Genomic DNA, 15,306 nt, shown 5'->3' with positions numbered 1-15,306 from the left:
CCGGATTGCCGGGGTAAGTATTAGCACAGGAGGGCGTCGAGAATTCCCGCGGCCGCTTGAAGCGCCTGCGCCTGTCCCGGGCACTGCTTGGGCCCTGCTCCGAACGGACGTTTCGTCAGGTCCACTTCGACCACCGCGCCGTCGACCCACCGCCGGGTGATCCGGACCGGCGGGTCCTCACGCAGGACCCGGGCGAGCAGGCTCTCGGCGTCTTCACCGGGCCGACTGGCGGCCAGGGCCTTACCGAGCAGCTTGGCCGTCGCGTCACAGGCCTGCACCAGGAGCCCGATCCGCGCGGCCGTCCGCTCGTCGACGTCTCCGCCACAGGCTTCGATCAGCCGCCGCATGGCCGCTTCGGCGCCCGGACCGGTTTCGGTGTGCGGGTGGTAGCTCGCGGAAACCGTTGCGATGTCGCGGGAAACGTCCGGCATACCGAGTTCCGCGGCCAGGACGGCGACCGGGACCGTCCACAGGATCCGGTCCACGGGCTCGTCCCGTAATTCCCGGGTGAGCACGAAGGCCTTGTCCCGCAAGGAGCCCATCGGCGCGAGTTCGGCGAGCACGAGCGCGCGGCGCCGCGGGTGGTCCTCCGGGCGGCTGAACCGGGCGACGTTCGCCCGCAGCCACCGGACGCCACCGGGCTCGACGTCCCGGGGCACCGGCGGGACGGAGGCTTCGATCAGCGGATTCTCCATACCGTGACGCTAAGTGCGGAACGCTTCGGTCACGACCGAAACGTCGGCTCACCGTCGTTGTTATGGTGAGCATGTGACGGCCGTGTCGGAGGCAACCGAAGTCGACGGCGCGGGGCGAACGGCGCAACCGCGCCAGTTGATCGTGACCGTGTACGGCCTCTACTCACGCGGCGAAGGCGGCTGGCTTTCCGTCCGGTCCCTGATCGACCTGCTGGCCGTCGTGGACGTCGAAGAACCCGCCGTCCGGTCGTCGATCTCCCGGTTGAAACGGCGCGGGATCCTTTCCGCCGTGCGCCGGGACGGGGCGGCGGGCTACGAACTCTCCGAAACGGCGCTCGCGATCCTGCGCGAAGGCGACGAACGCATCTTCCGCCGCGAACGCGCCACTCCCGGCGACGGCTGGCTCCTCGCGGTGTTCTCGGTCCCGGAGGCCGAACGGCACAAACGGCACATCCTTCGCACCCAGCTCGCGCGACTCGGTTTCGGGACCGCGTCCTCCGGCGTCTGGATCGCGCCCGCGCATCTGCGCGACGCGACATCGGACATGCTCCGGCGGCTCGAACTGGAGGGCTACGCGGATCTTTTCCACGCCGAGCACCTCGCGTTCGGCGACGTGCGCGAGAAGATCCACGACTGGTGGGATCTCGACCAGCTCGAAACGCTGTACACCGCGTTCCTCGACGAGCACACGCCCGCGCTCCGGCGCTGGCAGCGGCGCAAGAACACGCACGAGGCCGAGGCGTTCGCCGACTACGTCCGGGTGCTGACCGACTGGCGGCGGCTGCCCTACCTCGACCCGGGCCTGCCCGCCGAACTGCTGCCGCCCGCCTGGGCCGGGATCCGGGCCGCGGACCTGTTCTTCACGCTGCACTCGCGCTTGGGCGAGGCCGCGGCCGCACACGTCTCGCGCACGCTCCCCGACGTGTCATGAAAGGGGCTTTCAGGACGAAATTTGTCCTGAAAGCCCCTTTCATGACACACGCGAGAGGTCAAGCGACCACCGCGAAGCCCTGCACTTCCACCAGCGCCTCGACGTCCCAAAGCCGGCTCACGCCGATCCCCGCCATCGCGGGGTACTCGCTCCCGGCCAGCCGTTTCCACACCGCGCCGATCTCCCGCGCGTGGGCGCGGTAGTCGTCCATGTCGACGATGTAGATGGTCACGCTGCACAGGTCGGACGGCTCGCCGCCCGCCGCGCGCAGCGCGGTGAGCAGATTGGACAACGCGCGTTCGAACTGCTCGACCACCCCCTCGCCGACGATGCGGTTCTCTTCGTCCAAAGCCGTCTGACCGGCGAGGAAGACGAACCGTCCACTCGCCGCGACAGCGTGCGAGAAGCCGGAAGGACGGCCAAGACCGGGCGGGTTGATGCGCTCCATGCGGGGCAGCATATCCCGCATCGTTGACGGTCGTACATACCGCGACATACCCTGAGCGACGTGCGTATCGCGGTGTTAGGCGGCGGCCCGGCGGGGCTCTACTTCGCCGCGCTGGCGAAACAGCTCCATCCCGATCACGAGATCACCGTCTGGGAGCGCAACGCGCCCGACGACACCTTCGGGTTCGGGGTGGTGTTCTCCGACGAGACCCTCGGCGGCATCGAGCACGCCGATCCGGTGATCCACGCCGCCATGCGGCGGGAGTTCGCGCGCTGGGACGACATCGACGTCCACTTCCGCGGCACCGTGCACACCTCCGGCGGGCACGGATTCGCCGCGATGAGCCGCAAACGGCTACTCGGCATCCTCCAGGAACGCTGCGCGGAACTCGGCGTGGACGTGCGATTCCGCACCGAGGCGCCGGAGGTGGCCGAGGCGAGCGCCGAGTACGACCTCGTCGTCGCGGCGGACGGCGTCAATTCGCCGACCCGCGCCGCGCTGGCCGAGACCATGAAGCCGGACATCCAGACCCGTCGCTGCAAGTACATCTGGCTCGGCACCGACCTGGTCTTCGACGCCTTCAAGTTCCACGTGCTCGAGACCCCGCACGGGATCATGCAGATCCACGGCTACCCGTACAGCGACACCGCGAGCACCTTCATCCTCGAACTGCACGAGGACGTCTGGGAGCGCGCGTTCGGCCGGATCGCCGCGACCTCGCTGGCGCCGGGCGAGAGCGACGAGAAGTCGATCGAGGTCATCCGCGAACTGTGCGCGGACGTCCTCGGCGGCCACCGGACGTTCGCCAACAACTCGAAGTGGACCGCGTTCGCCACCGTGCGCTGCGCGAGCTGGCGCCACGAGAACGTCGTCCTGCTCGGCGACGCCGCCCACACGGCGCACTTCTCCATCGGATCCGGCACCAAACTCGCCATGGAAGACGCCCTCGCGCTCGCCGCCTGCCTGCACGAACAGTCAGATACGGACAGCGCGCTGAAGACGTACGAAGCAGAGCGCCGCCCCGTCGTCACCTCGACCCAGCGCGCCGCGCAGGCGAGCCTGGAGTGGTTCGAGAACCTGGGCCGGTACACGCATCAGGATCCGGCGCAGTTCGCGTTCAACATCCTCACCCGCAGCCGCCGCGTCACCTACGACAACCTCCGGCTGCGCGATCCCGGATTCGCCGCCGAACTGGACACCTGGTTCGCGTCCACTTCGGACAATGAGGTTCGCCCGCCGATGTTCCAGCCGTTCCGGATCGGGAACCTGGACCTGCCGAACCGCGTCGTCGTCTCGCCGATGGACATGTACTCCTCCGAAGACGGCGTCCCGACCGATTTCCACCTGGTACACCTGGGAAGCAAGGCACTCGGCGGCGCCGGCCTGGTGATGACGGAGATGGTCTGCGTCTCCGAGACCGGCCGCATCACCCCGGGCTGCGGCGGCCTGTACACCGAGCAACAGGAACAGGCCTGGGCCAGGATCACCGATTTCGTCCACGGCAACACGCCCGCGCGGATCGGTGTCCAGCTAGGCCATTCCGGACGCAAGGGCTCGACGAAACTGATGTGGGACGGCATCGACCAGCCGCTCCCCGAAGGCAACTGGGAGATCTGCGCCCCGTCCGCGCTCCCGTACGCCGAGGCGAACCAGACCCCGCGCGAGCTCACGATCCCCGAGCTGCGGGAGATCCGCGAGCAGTTCGCCGAATCAGCCCGTGCCGCCGGTCGCGCCGGATTCGACCTCCTCGAACTCCACTGCGCGCACGGCTATCTCCTCTCGTCCTTCCTGTCCCCGCTGACCAACCGCCGCACCGACGAGTACGGCGGCTCACTGGAGAACAGGCTGCGCTTCCCGCTGGAAGTCTTCGACGCGGTCCGCGCGGCGTGGCCCGCCGATCGGCCGATGACGGTCCGCATCTCCGCGACCGACTGGTACGACGGCGGGATCGACGTCGACGAGGCCGTCGAGATCGCCCGCGCGTTCGCCGAGCACGGCGCCGACGGCATCGACGTCTCGACCGGTCAGGTCGTCAGCGACGAGAAACCCCAGTACGGCCGCAGTTACCAGACCCCGTACGCCGACCGGATCCGCAACGAGATCGGCCGCGAGTACGGCGTCGCGGTGATCGCCGTCGGCGCGATCTCGTCCTACGACGACGTCAACTCGCTCATCCTGGCGGGCCGCGCGGATCTGTGCGCCCTCGGCAGGACTCATCTTTACGATCCACAGTGGACACTGCACGCCGCGGCCGAACAGGACTACCCGATGCCGTGGCCGAAGCAGTACGCGGCGGGCAGCCGGAAGCCGCAGGGCGGCCGCACCGACGGACCGAAACCGCGGCTGGAACTGTTGCGGTCGGGGGAACCCGGCACCGCGCACGCCCGCTGGCGACCTGGGAGCGACCGATGACAGCCTTCGCCTTGAGCCCGGAGCAGCAGGCTTTCGCCACCGAAGTCCGCAGGCTGGGCGCCGAGAAACTCCGGCCGCTGGCGGAATCCGGCACCGAAGGCGCGGTCAACCGCCCGCTGCTCAAGGAGATGGGCGCGCTCGGCCTGCTTTCCCGCCTGTTCCCCGGCGTCGACGGGGGCAGCCCGAGCCGGGAGGCGGCGGCGACGGATCTCTGCATCCTGCGGGAATCGCTCGCGAGCCAGAGCACCGAAGCCGAGACGGCGTTGGCGCTACAGGGCTTGGGTACGTATCCGGTGCTGCAGTCCGGGCAGGATTCGCAGGTCTCGAAGTGGGTTCCCGCCGTCGCCGCGGGTGACGCCGTCGCCGCTTTCGCGCTCACCGAACCGAACGCGGGCTCGGACGCGGCCGCGCTGAAGCTCTCCGCCGAGCCCGACGGCGACGGCTGGCGCCTCACCGGCGAGAAGATGTGGATCTCCAACGCCCCCGAGGCCGACTTCTACAGCGTCTTCGCCCGCACCACCCCGAAAGCGGGCTCCCGTGGGGTTTCCGCGTTCGTCGTCCCCGCCGACCGCGCCGGGCTTTCCGGTGAGCATCTCGACCTGGTCAGCCCGCATCCCATCGGCACCCTCGTGTTCGACGGGGTCCGCGTCGAGCGGGACGAACTGCTCGGCGAACAGGACCGCGGTTTCGGGGTCGCCATGCGGACACTGGACCTGTTCCGGCCGAGCGTCGGCGCGTTCGCCGTCGGGATGGCGCAGGCCGCGCTCGACGCCGCCGTCGCCCACGCCCAGACCCGGATCGCGTTCGGCGGGCCGTTGCTGAAACAGCAGACCGTGGCGCACACCCTTGCCGAAATGGCGACCCGCACCGAGGCGTCGCGCCTGCTCGTGTACGCCGCGGCCGCCGCCTACGACGCGGGCGAGCGGAACCTCGCCGGCCGCGCCGCGATGGCGAAGCTGTTCGCCACCGAGACGGCCCAGTACGTCGTCGACTCGGCCGTGCAGATCCACGGCGCGCGGGCATTGCGGCGCGGTCACCTGCTCGAACACCTCTACCGCGAGGTCCGGGCGCCGCGGATCTACGAAGGCGCGTCCGAGGTGCAGCGGACGATCATCGCCCGGTCCCTGACTTCTTGACCCGCTCGACGATGTCGCGGTAGGCCAGCCCGCTCTGCTTGATCGTCCGCGCCTGCGTCTCGCGATCGACCCGCACCAGGCCGAGCCGTTTGGCGTAGCCGTAGGCCCATTCGAAACTGTCCAAAAAGGACCAGGCGAAGTAGCCGCGGACGTCCGCGCCCGCCTGCCGCGCGGCCGCCGTGGCGGCGATGTGCGCGGACAGATACGCGGCGCGGTCGTCGTCGCGGACGAAGCCGGTCTCGTCGGGGACGTCGGTGAAAGCGGCGCCGTTTTCGGTGACGTACAGCGGCAGTCCGGGATAGTCACGGGTGATCCGGACGAGGAGTTCGGTGAGCTTGTCCGGCAGGATCTCCCAGCCCAGCACCGTCGACGGCGCCCCGAACGGGACCTTGCGGAACGAGGGCATCCCGAAGTGCTCGACCGCGTTCCCGTTCTCCTCCACCCCGGAGTACCGCGTCCCGAAGTAGTAGTCGACGCCGAGGAAATCGAGCGGCGCCGCGATGATCGACGGGTCCCACGGCTCGGACGGCAGGCGGATGCCCTGGCGCGCGAGGTCTTCGAGGACGTCCTCCGGATAGCGGCCGTGCACGAGCGCGTCGAGGTAGAACCGCGTTCCGAGCCCGTCCTCGAACCGGGCCGCCTCGCGGTCGGCCTCGCTGGGGGTGGCCGGATCGGCGGTGCTCAGGTTGAGCGTGATGCCGAACTTCGTCCCGGGTGGCGCGAGTTCTCGCATCCGCCGCACCGCGAGGCCGTGGCCGAGCAGCAGGTGATGCGCCGCCGCCATCCCCGCCTTCGCGTCCCGGCGGCCGGGCGCCATCACCCCGTGGACGTAACCGTGCATGGCCGTGCACCACGGCTCGCTCAGCGTGGTCCAGTGGCGGACGCGGTCGCTCAGCCGCTCGAACACGAGCATCGCGTAGTCGGCGAAACGGACAGCGGTGTCGCGGGCGGGCCAGCCGCCCGCGTCCTCGAGGTGCTGCGGCAGATCCCAGTGGTACAGCGTCAGCCACGGATCGATGCCGTTGTTGAGCAGTTCGTCGACCAGCCGGTCGTAGAAGGCGATCCCGGCGGGGTTGACGCCGCCGCGCCCGCGCGGCTGCACCCTCGGCCAGGACACGGAGAACCGGTAGGTGTCGACGCCGAGTTCCTTCACCAGCGCGACGTCGGCGGGCATCCGGTGGTAGTGGTCGCAGGCGACCTCGCCGGTGTCACCGTGGTCGATCGACCAGGGCGACTGGCCGTAGGTGTCCCAAATGGACGGTGTTCGTCCGTCTTCGGCGACCGCGCCTTCGATCTGGTAGGCCGAGCTGCCGACACCCCACCGGAAATCGGACGGCAAGGTGCCGATGAGCTCGTTTTCCTCCGTCACGGCGCCCTCCTTCCGGCCAGCCTGCCTTATTTCACCAGTTAATACATGGCGGAGGCTAAGGTCGTGGGGCATCCTGGAAAGGTCCGCCGCCATAAGATGGGTATCCGCATGCCTGCCAAGCGCACCACCGTCCGTGACCTGCGGCGGCACAACCGTTCCCTCCTGCTGTCGAAACTCTACTTCGACGGCCCGCTCAGCCGCCACGAATTGAGCGGTCTGACCGGATTGAGCGCCGCGACCGTCAGCAACGTGACCGCCGAACTCGGCGAAGAACGCCTCATCACCGAAGCCGGGCTGGTCGAATCCGACGGCGGCAGGCCCCGTGTCCTGCTCCGCGTCGATCCGGCGTACGGCCACGTCGCCGGCGTCGACATCGGCGAGACCGGGGTGAAGGTCGAACTGTTCGACCTCACCATGAACCGGCTCGCCACCGTCGAGCACCCTCTCGCCTCCCCGCGGCCGGACGCGGCATCGGCCGTCACCCAGGTGGCGTCCGGAATTCGGGAAGTGATCGCGGAATCGGGCATCGACGAAGCGACCGTGCTCGGTGTCGGCGTCGGCGTTCCCGGCACGGTCGAACAGGGCTCTGTCGAAAAGGGCGGGGCGCTCCGCGTGCACGCGCCCACCATCGGCTGGAAAGAGGTCCCGCTCACCGATCTCCTGCGCGCGGAAGGCGTCGAGCTGCCGTTGTTCGTCGACAACGGCGCTAAAACCCAGGGCCAGGGGGAAATGTGGTTCGGCGCCGGTCGCGGCGCCCGGCACGCGGTGATCGTCCTGATCGGCTCGGGGGTCGGCGCGGCCGTGGTCACCGACGGCACCACCTACCGGGGCTCCACCAGCAGCGCGGGCGAATGGGGCCATACGACGATCGTCTACGGCGGACAGGACTGCCGCTGCGGATCACGCGGCTGCCTGGAGTCCTACGTCGGCGCGGAAGGCGTCCTCGCGCGCTATCGCAAGGCGCGCGGCGGGAAGGCCACCTCGGACGGGGACGAGCAGACGCAGTTCGCCGCGCTGCTGGAGTCGGCAGGCAAGTCGAAGGCCGCCGCCAAGGTGCTGGAGGAGACGGCGGGGTATCTCGGCGCCGGGATCGGCAACCTGATCAACCTCTTCAACCCGGAGCGGATCGTGCTGGGCGGCTGGGCCGGGCTGGCGCTCGGCGAGGAGTACCTGCCCGAGATCCGGCGCGTGGCGGGCGAGCACGCGCTCGCGCACGTGTTCGACCAGACCGAGATCGAACTCGGACAGCTCGGGCCGGACGCCGTCGCCATAGGAGCCGCCACCCTCCCGGTCGCCGCCCTGCTGGACCAGGGCGCGGACCCTCGGACTGCCGGGTCCAAGCGCGGGACCGCCGCCTAAGCCTTAATTCGAGGTCAAAAAATACGTCTTGTCGCAGTGGTCAAGACCATGCATACTTTGTTGCCAGGCGCAACAAAGTAGTTCCGCCGTGCGCCTTCTCTTCGTGTCCCCAACGGTCAGAGAGGCGACAACGATGTCCATCTCCGCACGTTTCCGTCGTGTTTTTCAACGGAGCACCGCGGTGCTCGCCGCCGCCGTCCTGCTCGGCTCGCTCCCGGCGACAGCCCAAGCCCCGGCCTCCGAAGCCGCGGTCATGGCCGCGACCTTCACCGACGACTTCAACGGCCCCGCGGGCGCCGGCATCGACACCTCGAAGTGGCACTTCGAGACCGGTGACAACGTGAACAACCACGAACGGCAGTGGTACACCTCCGGGACGAACAACGCGGCGCTCGACGGCCAGGGCAACCTGGTCATCACCGCGAAGAAGGAAAACCCGGGCAATTACAACTGCTGGTACGGGCGCTGCGAGTACACCTCGGCCCGGCTGTCCACGCAGGGCCAGTTCACCCAGACCTACGGCCGGTTCGAAGCACGGATGAAACTGCCGCGCGGACAAGGGATGTGGCCCGCGTTCTGGATGCTCGGCGCCGACATCGGCAACGTCGGCTGGCCCAACAGCGGCGAGATCGACATCATGGAGAACGTCGGCTTCGAGCCGAACACGGTGCACGGCACCCTCCACGGCCCCGGTTACTCCGGTGCGGGCGGGATCGGCGCGGGCTACAACGGCCCGAACTTCTCCGACGACTTCCACACCTACGCCGTCGACTGGGCGCCGAACCAGATCCGGTGGTACGTGGACGGGAACCTCTACCAGACCCGCACGCCCGCCGACCTCAACGGCAACCGCTGGGTCTTCGACCACCCCTTCTACCTGATCCTGAACCTCGCCGTCGGCGGCTACTGGCCGGGCGACCCGAACTCCAGCACCGTGTTCCCGCAGCGCCTCGTCGTCGATTACGTGCACGTCAACTCCAGTAACACTTCCGGGAACACCGGGCGGATCACCGGGATCGGCGGGAAGTGCGTCGACGTCGCCGCCGCGAACAGCACCAACGGCACCCCGATCCAGATCACCGACTGCAACGGCAACGCGGCGCAGAACTGGACCGTCGGCGGTGACGGGACGGTCCGCGCGCTGGGCAAGTGCCTGGACGTCTCCGGCGGCGGGACCGCGGACGGCACCGCCGTGCAACTGTGGGACTGCAACGGTTCCGGCGCGCAGCGCTGGGCGGTCAGCGGCGCACGTGACATCGTGAACCCGCAGGCGAACAAGTGCCTCGACGCCACCGGGAACAGCTCCGCGAACGGCACCCGCCTGCAGCTCTGGACCTGTTCGGGCGCCGCCAACCAAAAGTGGACCACCCCCTGACCCACCGCGTTTAGTCCTCTAGTTGCGGTCGTTCGTACTCGGAACTACCGCAACCAGAGGACGAATTGCGTCAGGGGGAGCGTTCGGCGTAGGCCTCGACGAGCTGGTTTTCGGCGTCGGTGAGGTACTGCGCGAGGAGAGCTTCGGCACCGGTGCCGTCACCGGCCTCGATGCGCTCGAGGATCTCCGCGTTGCGCTTGAGGTACGGCTCGTGGAAGCGCCGCGGGTCGGCCATCATGTGGAACACCAGCCGGAGCTCGGCGAAGATGCCGCGCATCAGCTCGTCGATCCGTTCACTGCCACCGAGTTCCGCGATCGCCGAGTGGAACCGGATGTTCGCGGTGCCGAGGTCCTGCCAGCGCTCACTCCGCTCGGCGAGCCTGCCGTCCTCGACCATGCGCGCGAGTTTCGCGTACGTCGGCGGCTTCTCCGTCACCGCGCGGACCGCCGAGCACTCGACGACCTTGCGCACCTTGTAGAGATCGACGACGTCCTCGACGGACAGCACCCGCACGAAGACACCGCGGTTGAGCTCGTGGGTCAGCAGCCGTTCATGCGTGAGCAGCCGGAACGCCTCGCGCAGCGTGTTGCGGGAGACGCCCAGCGCCGAACCGATGTCGTGTTCCGACAGCCGCACGCCGGGCAGGAAGAAGCCTTCGGCGATGCGCGTGCGCAGGACACCCGCGACCCGCTCGGCGGTGCTGGTGCGGCTGATCATGCCCCGGTCGGCTTCGAGTCCTTGCACTGAGACGGGACCACCCTCCGCGATCGTCACGTAACGGATCCTACCTACGGACAAGAGGGCAAGCCAAGGATCCTCTTGTGGAATTGTTGAACAATACCTACAGTGGCTATCCATGTGACCCGTGCCACCATGAAAAGTCACCTCTGGAGGTGCCGATGACCGCGACAGCCACTACCGAAGACACTCGCCCCTTCGCCTGGTTCCGCACGCTCGGTTCGCGAGGCCGCCGGGCCTTCGTCGGCGCGTTCGGCGGGTACGGGCTCGATTCGTTCGACTACCAGACCTTGCCGCTCGGCCTGGCCGCGATCACCGCCTATTACGGACTTTCCGGTGGCGAGGCGGGCCTGCTCGGTACGACGACGCTGGTGGTTTCGGCGATCGGCGGCATCGGCGCGGGCATCCTGGCCGACCGCATCGGCCGCGTGCGCACCCTCCAGATCACCATCGCGATGTACACGGTCTTCACCGTGCTCTGCGGGTTCGCGCCGAACTTCGAAACGCTCCTGATCTTCCGCGCCCTGCAGGGTCTCGGGTTCGGCGGCGAGTGGGCCGCCGGCGCCGCGCTGGTGGCGGAGTACTCGCAGGCGAAGTATCGCGGCCGGACCGTCGCCTTCGTCCAGAGCGCGTGGGCGGTCGGCTGGGCACTGTCGGTCGTCGTCTACACGGTGGTCTTCAGCATCTGGAGCCCGGACATCGCCTGGCGCGTGATGTTCTGGACCGGGGTCATCCCGGCGCTGCTGGTGCTGTGGGTCCGGCGGAACGTCCAGGACGCGCCCGTCGCGGAGGCCGCCCGCGCGGCCAAGAAGGAACGCGGTTCGTTCAAGGGCATCTTCAAGCCGGACCTGCTGCGCACGACGTTCTTCGCCGCGCTGCTCGCGACCGGTGTCCAGGGCGGTTACTACACGCTCGCGACCTGGCTGCCGAGCTACCTGAAGACCACCCGGGGCCTCACCGTCATCGGGACGGGCGGCTATCTCGCGTTCCTGATCTCCGGCGCGTTCATCGGCTACGTCACCGGCGGCTATCTCACGGATATCTTGGGACGCAAGAAAACGTTCCTGCTGTTCTCGGTGCTTTCGGCGGGCCTGATCATCGCGTACACCCAGATCCCGGCGGGCGCGAACACGCTCGTGCTGTTCCTCGGCTTCCCGCTCGGGTTCTCGATGTCCGCGATCTTCAGCGGATTCGGCGCGTTCCTCGCCGAGCTGTACCCGTCGGCGCTGCGCGGGACCGGGCAGGGCTTCACCTACAACCTCGGCCGGGCCATCGGCGCGACCTTCCCCGCCGTGGTCGGTTTCCTCGGCGCGGGCGGTGCGATGGTGTTCGGCGCGGTCGGCTACGGAATCGCCGCGCTGGCGCTGCTCGGCCTGCCCGAGACTCGCGGCCGCGAACTCCTGTGACGACAATCGGACGAGGAGGCACCGCGATGACCACCTTCGACGAACCGGCGACCCTGTCCCCCGGCGAGGCCCGCGCCCTGTTCCGCGCGGGCACCGCCCGCCCGACCACCGGCTGGGCGAACGGCTTCACCCAGACCAACCTGATCGCCGTCCCCGAGGACTGGGCCTACGACGTCCTGCTGTTCTGCCAGCGGAACCCTCAGCCCTGCCCGGTGCTCGACGTCAGCGATCCCGGCGACCCGTCGACGCGGCTGGCGCCCGGCGCGGACCTGCGCACCGACCTGCCGCGCTACCGGGTCTGGCAGAACGGCGCGCTCTCCGGCGAGATCCCGGACGCGAGCGGCCTGTGGCGCAGCGACATGGTCGCGTTCTCGATCGGCTGCAGCTTCACCTTCGAAGCGGCGCTGGCCGCGGAGGGCATCCCGCTGCGGCACGTCGACCAGGGCCGCAACGTGGCGATGTACGTGACGAACCGGGAGTGCGTCCCCGCCGGGCGGCTGCACGGGCCGATGGTGGTCTCGATGCGGCAGATCCCCGAAGACCGCGTCGACGACGCAGTGCGCGTCACCCGCGGGATGCCCGCCGTGCACGGTGCACCCGTGCACATCGGCGACCCGTCCTCGCTCGGCATCGCCGAGCTGGCCGACCCCGATTTCGGGGACCCGGTCGACGCGGAACCCGGTGACGTGCCGGTGTTCTGGGCGTGCGGCGTGACCCCGCAGGCGGCGCTGATGGCCTCGCGGCCGCCGTTCGCGATCACGCACGCGCCGGGCTACATGTTCGTGACCGACAAACTCGACAGTGAGTTCAGGGTGGCCTGATGGATCTCAACAGTGACCTGGGCGAGGGTTTCGGCGCCTGGAAAATGGGCGACGACGACGCCATGCTCGACATCGTCACCAGCGCGAACGTGGCGTGCGGATTCCACGCCGGTGACCCGTCGGTGATGCGGCGCGTCTGCGAACGCGCGGCGGAACGCGGTGTCGTCATCGGCGCCCACGTCGCCTACCGCGATCTGGCCGGGTTCGGGCGGCGGGCGATGGACGTCGCCCCCGCCGACCTGACCGACGACGTGCTCTACCAGATCGGCGCGCTCGACGCGTTCGCTCACGCGGCGGGAACACGGGTGCGGTACGTCAAACCGCACGGGGCCTTGTACAACACCGCTTCCGTGGATCCGGAGCAGGCGGCCGCGGTGGTCGAGGCGATCCGGCGGTTCCACCCCACGCTCGCCCTGCTGTGCCCGCCGGGGTCGGAAATGGCCGTGCAGGCCGAAAAAGGCGGGTTCCTCTCGTACGCCGAGGCCTTCGCGGACCGCGCGTACACGCCCGAAGGCCTGCTGGTCTCCCGGAAACTGCCGGGCGCCGTGCTCCACGACGCCGACGAGGTGGCCGACCGGGCGGTCACGATGGCGACCACCGGCAAGGTCGTCGCCGCCGACGGGACCGAGCTGACGCTCCAGCCGCATTCGCTCTGCGTGCACGGCGACACTCCCGGCGCCGTCGAACTGGCGCGCCGGATCCGCGCCGGGCTCGGTGCGTCGGGTGTCCACATCGGATCGTTTCTCGAGGCCGCGTGATGCGAGTGCTGCCCTATGGGGCGCGTGCGGCCATGGTCGACTTCGACGATCCGTCGGAGGTGCTCGGGCTGCACGCGTCACTGGAGCAGGACCCGCCGGACGGCGTCGTCGAACTGGTCCCGGCCGCGCGGACCCTGCTCATCCGGTTCGACCCGGGCCGGACCCACCACGACCGGCTCGCGGGCGACGTCCTCGATCGGTCCACAGTGGACGTCGCACCGCGCGAGGCCGCCGAGATCGTCGTGCCGGTGCGGTACGACGGCCCGGACCTCGCCGACGTCGCGGCGGCCGCCGGCCTGTCGCCGGAAGCCGTCGTCCGGCGACACGAGGACGGGATCTACGTCTCGGCCTTCTGCGGTTTCGCACCGGGTTTCGCCTACCTGACCGGACTCGACCCCGCCCTGCACCTGCCGCGCCGGACGAGCCCGCGCACCCGGGTGCCCGCCGGATCGGTCGCTATCGCGGGCGAGTACACGGCGGTGTACCCGAACGCCTCGCCCGGCGGTTGGCAGCTGATCGGGCGGACCACCCTGCCGGTGTGGGACGTCGACAGGGAGCCGCCGAACCTGCTCGCGCCCGGTACGCGGATCCGGTTCTCTTCATGACCGCGAAGATCGAAGTGGTCCGTCCCGGGGTTTTCGCCACCGTGCAGGATCTCGGGCGCCCGGGCCTGGCCGCGATCGGCGTCGGCCGGTCCGGTGCCGCCGACCGCGGTTCGCTGCGGCTGGCGAACCGGCTGGTCGGGAACCCCGAGGGCAACGCAGCTCTGGAGGCGGTTCTGGGCGGTCTCGTCCTGCGATTCTCGTCCCCGGCGACCGTCGCCGTCACCGGCGCGCCCTGCTCGATCGCCGCCGGCGGACGCGCTGTCGGCCCTGGCTCGCCGATCCTTCTGCGTGCCGGTGAAGACCTCGTCCTCGGCACGGCCTCCCAGGGTTTGCGGTGCTATGTCGCCGTGCGCGGCGGTATCGACGTCCCTCCGGTGCTGGGCGCCCGGGCGACCGACACCCTCGGCAAACTCGGCCCGCCGGTACTTTCGGCCGGGATGACCCTGCCGGTGGGACAGCGGGTGCTGGCCCACCCCGGCGTGGATCTCGCCCCTCGGCCTCCTTTGCCGGATGAGCCGGTTCTGCGGGTCACTCCGGGCCCCAGGGCTCCGTGGTTCGTTCCCGGCGCACTGTCCACTTTGGTCTCTTCTGGTTACGTCGCCACCTCCGACGTCGACCGGGTGGGCGTCCGGCTGTCGGGTGCGGCGCTCTCACGGGCGCGCGACGACGAGTTGCCGCCCGAGGCCGCGGTGCCCGGCGCGTTGCAGATTCCTCCTTCGGGACAACCGATCCTGTTCCTCGCCGACCATCCGGTGACCGGGGGCTATCCGGTGATCGCGGTGGTGGACGAGGCCGACTTGGACCTGGCCGCTCAGGTGCGGCCGGGGCAGCGCGTGCGGTTCCGTCTCACACCGGATCGTGCTGGCTCGTGAGTGGTAAGGGCGGTTAGAACCGTCCCTGCCACTCACGAGAGTCCCGCATGACCGGTCCGATCATGCGGGGTGTGTGGAAATAGGGACGTTGGATGTCCCTATTTCCACACACCCCTCACCCACCGCGAAGGGCCGCGGAACGAAAGTGAGCGGGTCCAGAAGGCGTGGGTCGGGTGGTCGTGAGTGGCGTTTCGGGTTCTATTGAGAGGAAGGGCAAAGGTGTCCTGTCCGGGCAGGATGGGCGTTCGCGTGATCGGGCAGCGATCACGTGTGATTGAAGCCGGATCTCGCGTGATGGGAGACGGATCTCGCGTTCTTGGGCGACGTTCACGGAGTTCGGCTTCTGATCACGTGAGATCCGGCTTCAATCACGCGAATCA

At 69.3% G+C, this 15,306-nt stretch carries 14 protein-coding genes; 10 read left to right on the top strand and 4 right to left on the bottom strand.

Annotation, left to right across the window (positions count from 1 at the left end):
* Window positions 1-20 precede the first annotated feature (20 nt).
* On the bottom strand, window positions 21-695 hold the full coding sequence (locus ACZ5IK_RS02665) for a cytochrome P450 family protein (RefSeq protein WP_465486249.1): 675 nt from the start codon (window positions 693-695) through the stop codon (window positions 21-23).
* A 73-nt stretch (window positions 696-768) separates the two neighbouring features.
* Between ACZ5IK_RS02665 and ACZ5IK_RS02660 the strand changes: the two genes are divergently transcribed.
* Window positions 769-1,626: a PaaX family transcriptional regulator gene (locus ACZ5IK_RS02660; RefSeq protein ID WP_465486248.1), complete on the top strand. Its 858-nt coding sequence runs from the start codon at window positions 769-771 to the stop codon at window positions 1,624-1,626.
* 58 nt (window positions 1,627-1,684) lie between these two features.
* Here ACZ5IK_RS02660 and ACZ5IK_RS02655 read toward each other — a convergent pair whose 3' ends face one another.
* The gene (locus ACZ5IK_RS02655; protein ID WP_465486247.1) at window positions 1,685-2,086 is read right to left on the bottom strand and encodes a RidA family protein; all 402 of its coding nucleotides are present in this window, start codon (window positions 2,084-2,086) and stop codon (window positions 1,685-1,687) included.
* Window positions 2,087-2,134: 48 nt separating this feature from the next.
* Between ACZ5IK_RS02655 and ACZ5IK_RS02650 the strand changes: the two genes are divergently transcribed.
* Window positions 2,135-4,486, top strand: coding sequence for a bifunctional salicylyl-CoA 5-hydroxylase/oxidoreductase (locus ACZ5IK_RS02650; RefSeq protein WP_465486246.1), 2,352 nt, complete (start codon window positions 2,135-2,137; stop codon window positions 4,484-4,486).
* Window positions 4,483-5,622: an acyl-CoA dehydrogenase family protein gene (locus ACZ5IK_RS02645; RefSeq protein WP_465486245.1), complete on the top strand. Its 1,140-nt coding sequence runs from the start codon at window positions 4,483-4,485 to the stop codon at window positions 5,620-5,622. Before ACZ5IK_RS02650 ends, ACZ5IK_RS02645 begins: the two co-directional genes overlap by 4 nt.
* On the opposite strand, the gene ACZ5IK_RS02640 is transcribed toward ACZ5IK_RS02645, so the two are convergent.
* Complete coding sequence (locus ACZ5IK_RS02640) at window positions 5,597-6,991, bottom strand: GH1 family beta-glucosidase (RefSeq protein WP_465486244.1); 1,395 nt, start codon at window positions 6,989-6,991, stop codon at window positions 5,597-5,599. The two genes, ACZ5IK_RS02645 and ACZ5IK_RS02640, sit on opposite strands and share 26 nt — an antisense overlap.
* Window positions 6,992-7,087: 96 nt before the next feature.
* Here ACZ5IK_RS02640 and ACZ5IK_RS02635 point away from each other — a divergent pair, with 96 nt between their 5' ends.
* Complete coding sequence (locus ACZ5IK_RS02635; RefSeq protein WP_465486243.1) at window positions 7,088-8,350, top strand: ROK family protein; 1,263 nt, start codon at window positions 7,088-7,090, stop codon at window positions 8,348-8,350.
* 133 nt (window positions 8,351-8,483) lie between these two features.
* Window positions 8,484-9,725 carry a family 16 glycosylhydrolase gene (locus ACZ5IK_RS02630; RefSeq protein ID WP_465486242.1) on the top strand — a complete coding sequence of 414 codons (1,242 nt, stop codon included), beginning with the start codon at window positions 8,484-8,486 and terminating at the stop codon, window positions 9,723-9,725.
* 70 nt (window positions 9,726-9,795) lie between these two features.
* Here the strand turns inward: ACZ5IK_RS02630 and ACZ5IK_RS02625 are convergent, their stop codons facing one another.
* Window positions 9,796-10,443, bottom strand: coding sequence for a GntR family transcriptional regulator (locus ACZ5IK_RS02625; protein WP_465486688.1), 648 nt, complete (start codon window positions 10,441-10,443; stop codon window positions 9,796-9,798).
* A gap of 182 nt (window positions 10,444-10,625) precedes the next feature.
* Here ACZ5IK_RS02625 and ACZ5IK_RS02620 point away from each other — a divergent pair, with 182 nt between their 5' ends.
* From ACZ5IK_RS02620 to ACZ5IK_RS02600, 5 genes are read left to right on the top strand one after another with little or no spacing between them, the layout of a single operon-like run.
* Window positions 10,626-11,870 carry an MFS transporter gene (locus ACZ5IK_RS02620; RefSeq protein ID WP_465486241.1) on the top strand — a complete coding sequence of 415 codons (1,245 nt, stop codon included), beginning with the start codon at window positions 10,626-10,628 and terminating at the stop codon, window positions 11,868-11,870.
* A gap of 26 nt (window positions 11,871-11,896) precedes the next feature.
* The gene (locus ACZ5IK_RS02615) at window positions 11,897-12,691 is read left to right on the top strand and encodes a putative hydro-lyase (protein WP_465486240.1); all 795 of its coding nucleotides are present in this window, start codon (window positions 11,897-11,899) and stop codon (window positions 12,689-12,691) included.
* Window positions 12,691-13,449 carry a LamB/YcsF family protein gene (locus ACZ5IK_RS02610; RefSeq protein ID WP_465486239.1) on the top strand — a complete coding sequence of 253 codons (759 nt, stop codon included), beginning with the start codon at window positions 12,691-12,693 and terminating at the stop codon, window positions 13,447-13,449. The genes ACZ5IK_RS02615 and ACZ5IK_RS02610 overlap by 1 nt, the downstream gene beginning before the upstream one ends.
* Window positions 13,449-14,054 carry a 5-oxoprolinase subunit PxpB gene (pxpB, locus tag ACZ5IK_RS02605; protein WP_465486238.1) on the top strand — a complete coding sequence of 202 codons (606 nt, stop codon included), beginning with the start codon at window positions 13,449-13,451 and terminating at the stop codon, window positions 14,052-14,054. The genes ACZ5IK_RS02610 and pxpB overlap by 1 nt, the downstream gene beginning before the upstream one ends.
* Window positions 14,051-14,926 (top strand): 5-oxoprolinase subunit C family protein, encoded by an 876-nt coding sequence (locus tag ACZ5IK_RS02600; RefSeq protein WP_465486237.1) that lies wholly within the window; start codon window positions 14,051-14,053, stop codon window positions 14,924-14,926. Before pxpB ends, ACZ5IK_RS02600 begins: the two co-directional genes overlap by 4 nt.
* Window positions 14,927-15,306: the final 380 nt, after the last annotated feature.

It is taken from the genome of Amycolatopsis sp. NPDC031561 (assembly GCF_055580625.1).
Note: the sequence above shows the minus strand (reverse complement) of the source record. Positions and strands in the feature narration are given on the sequence as shown.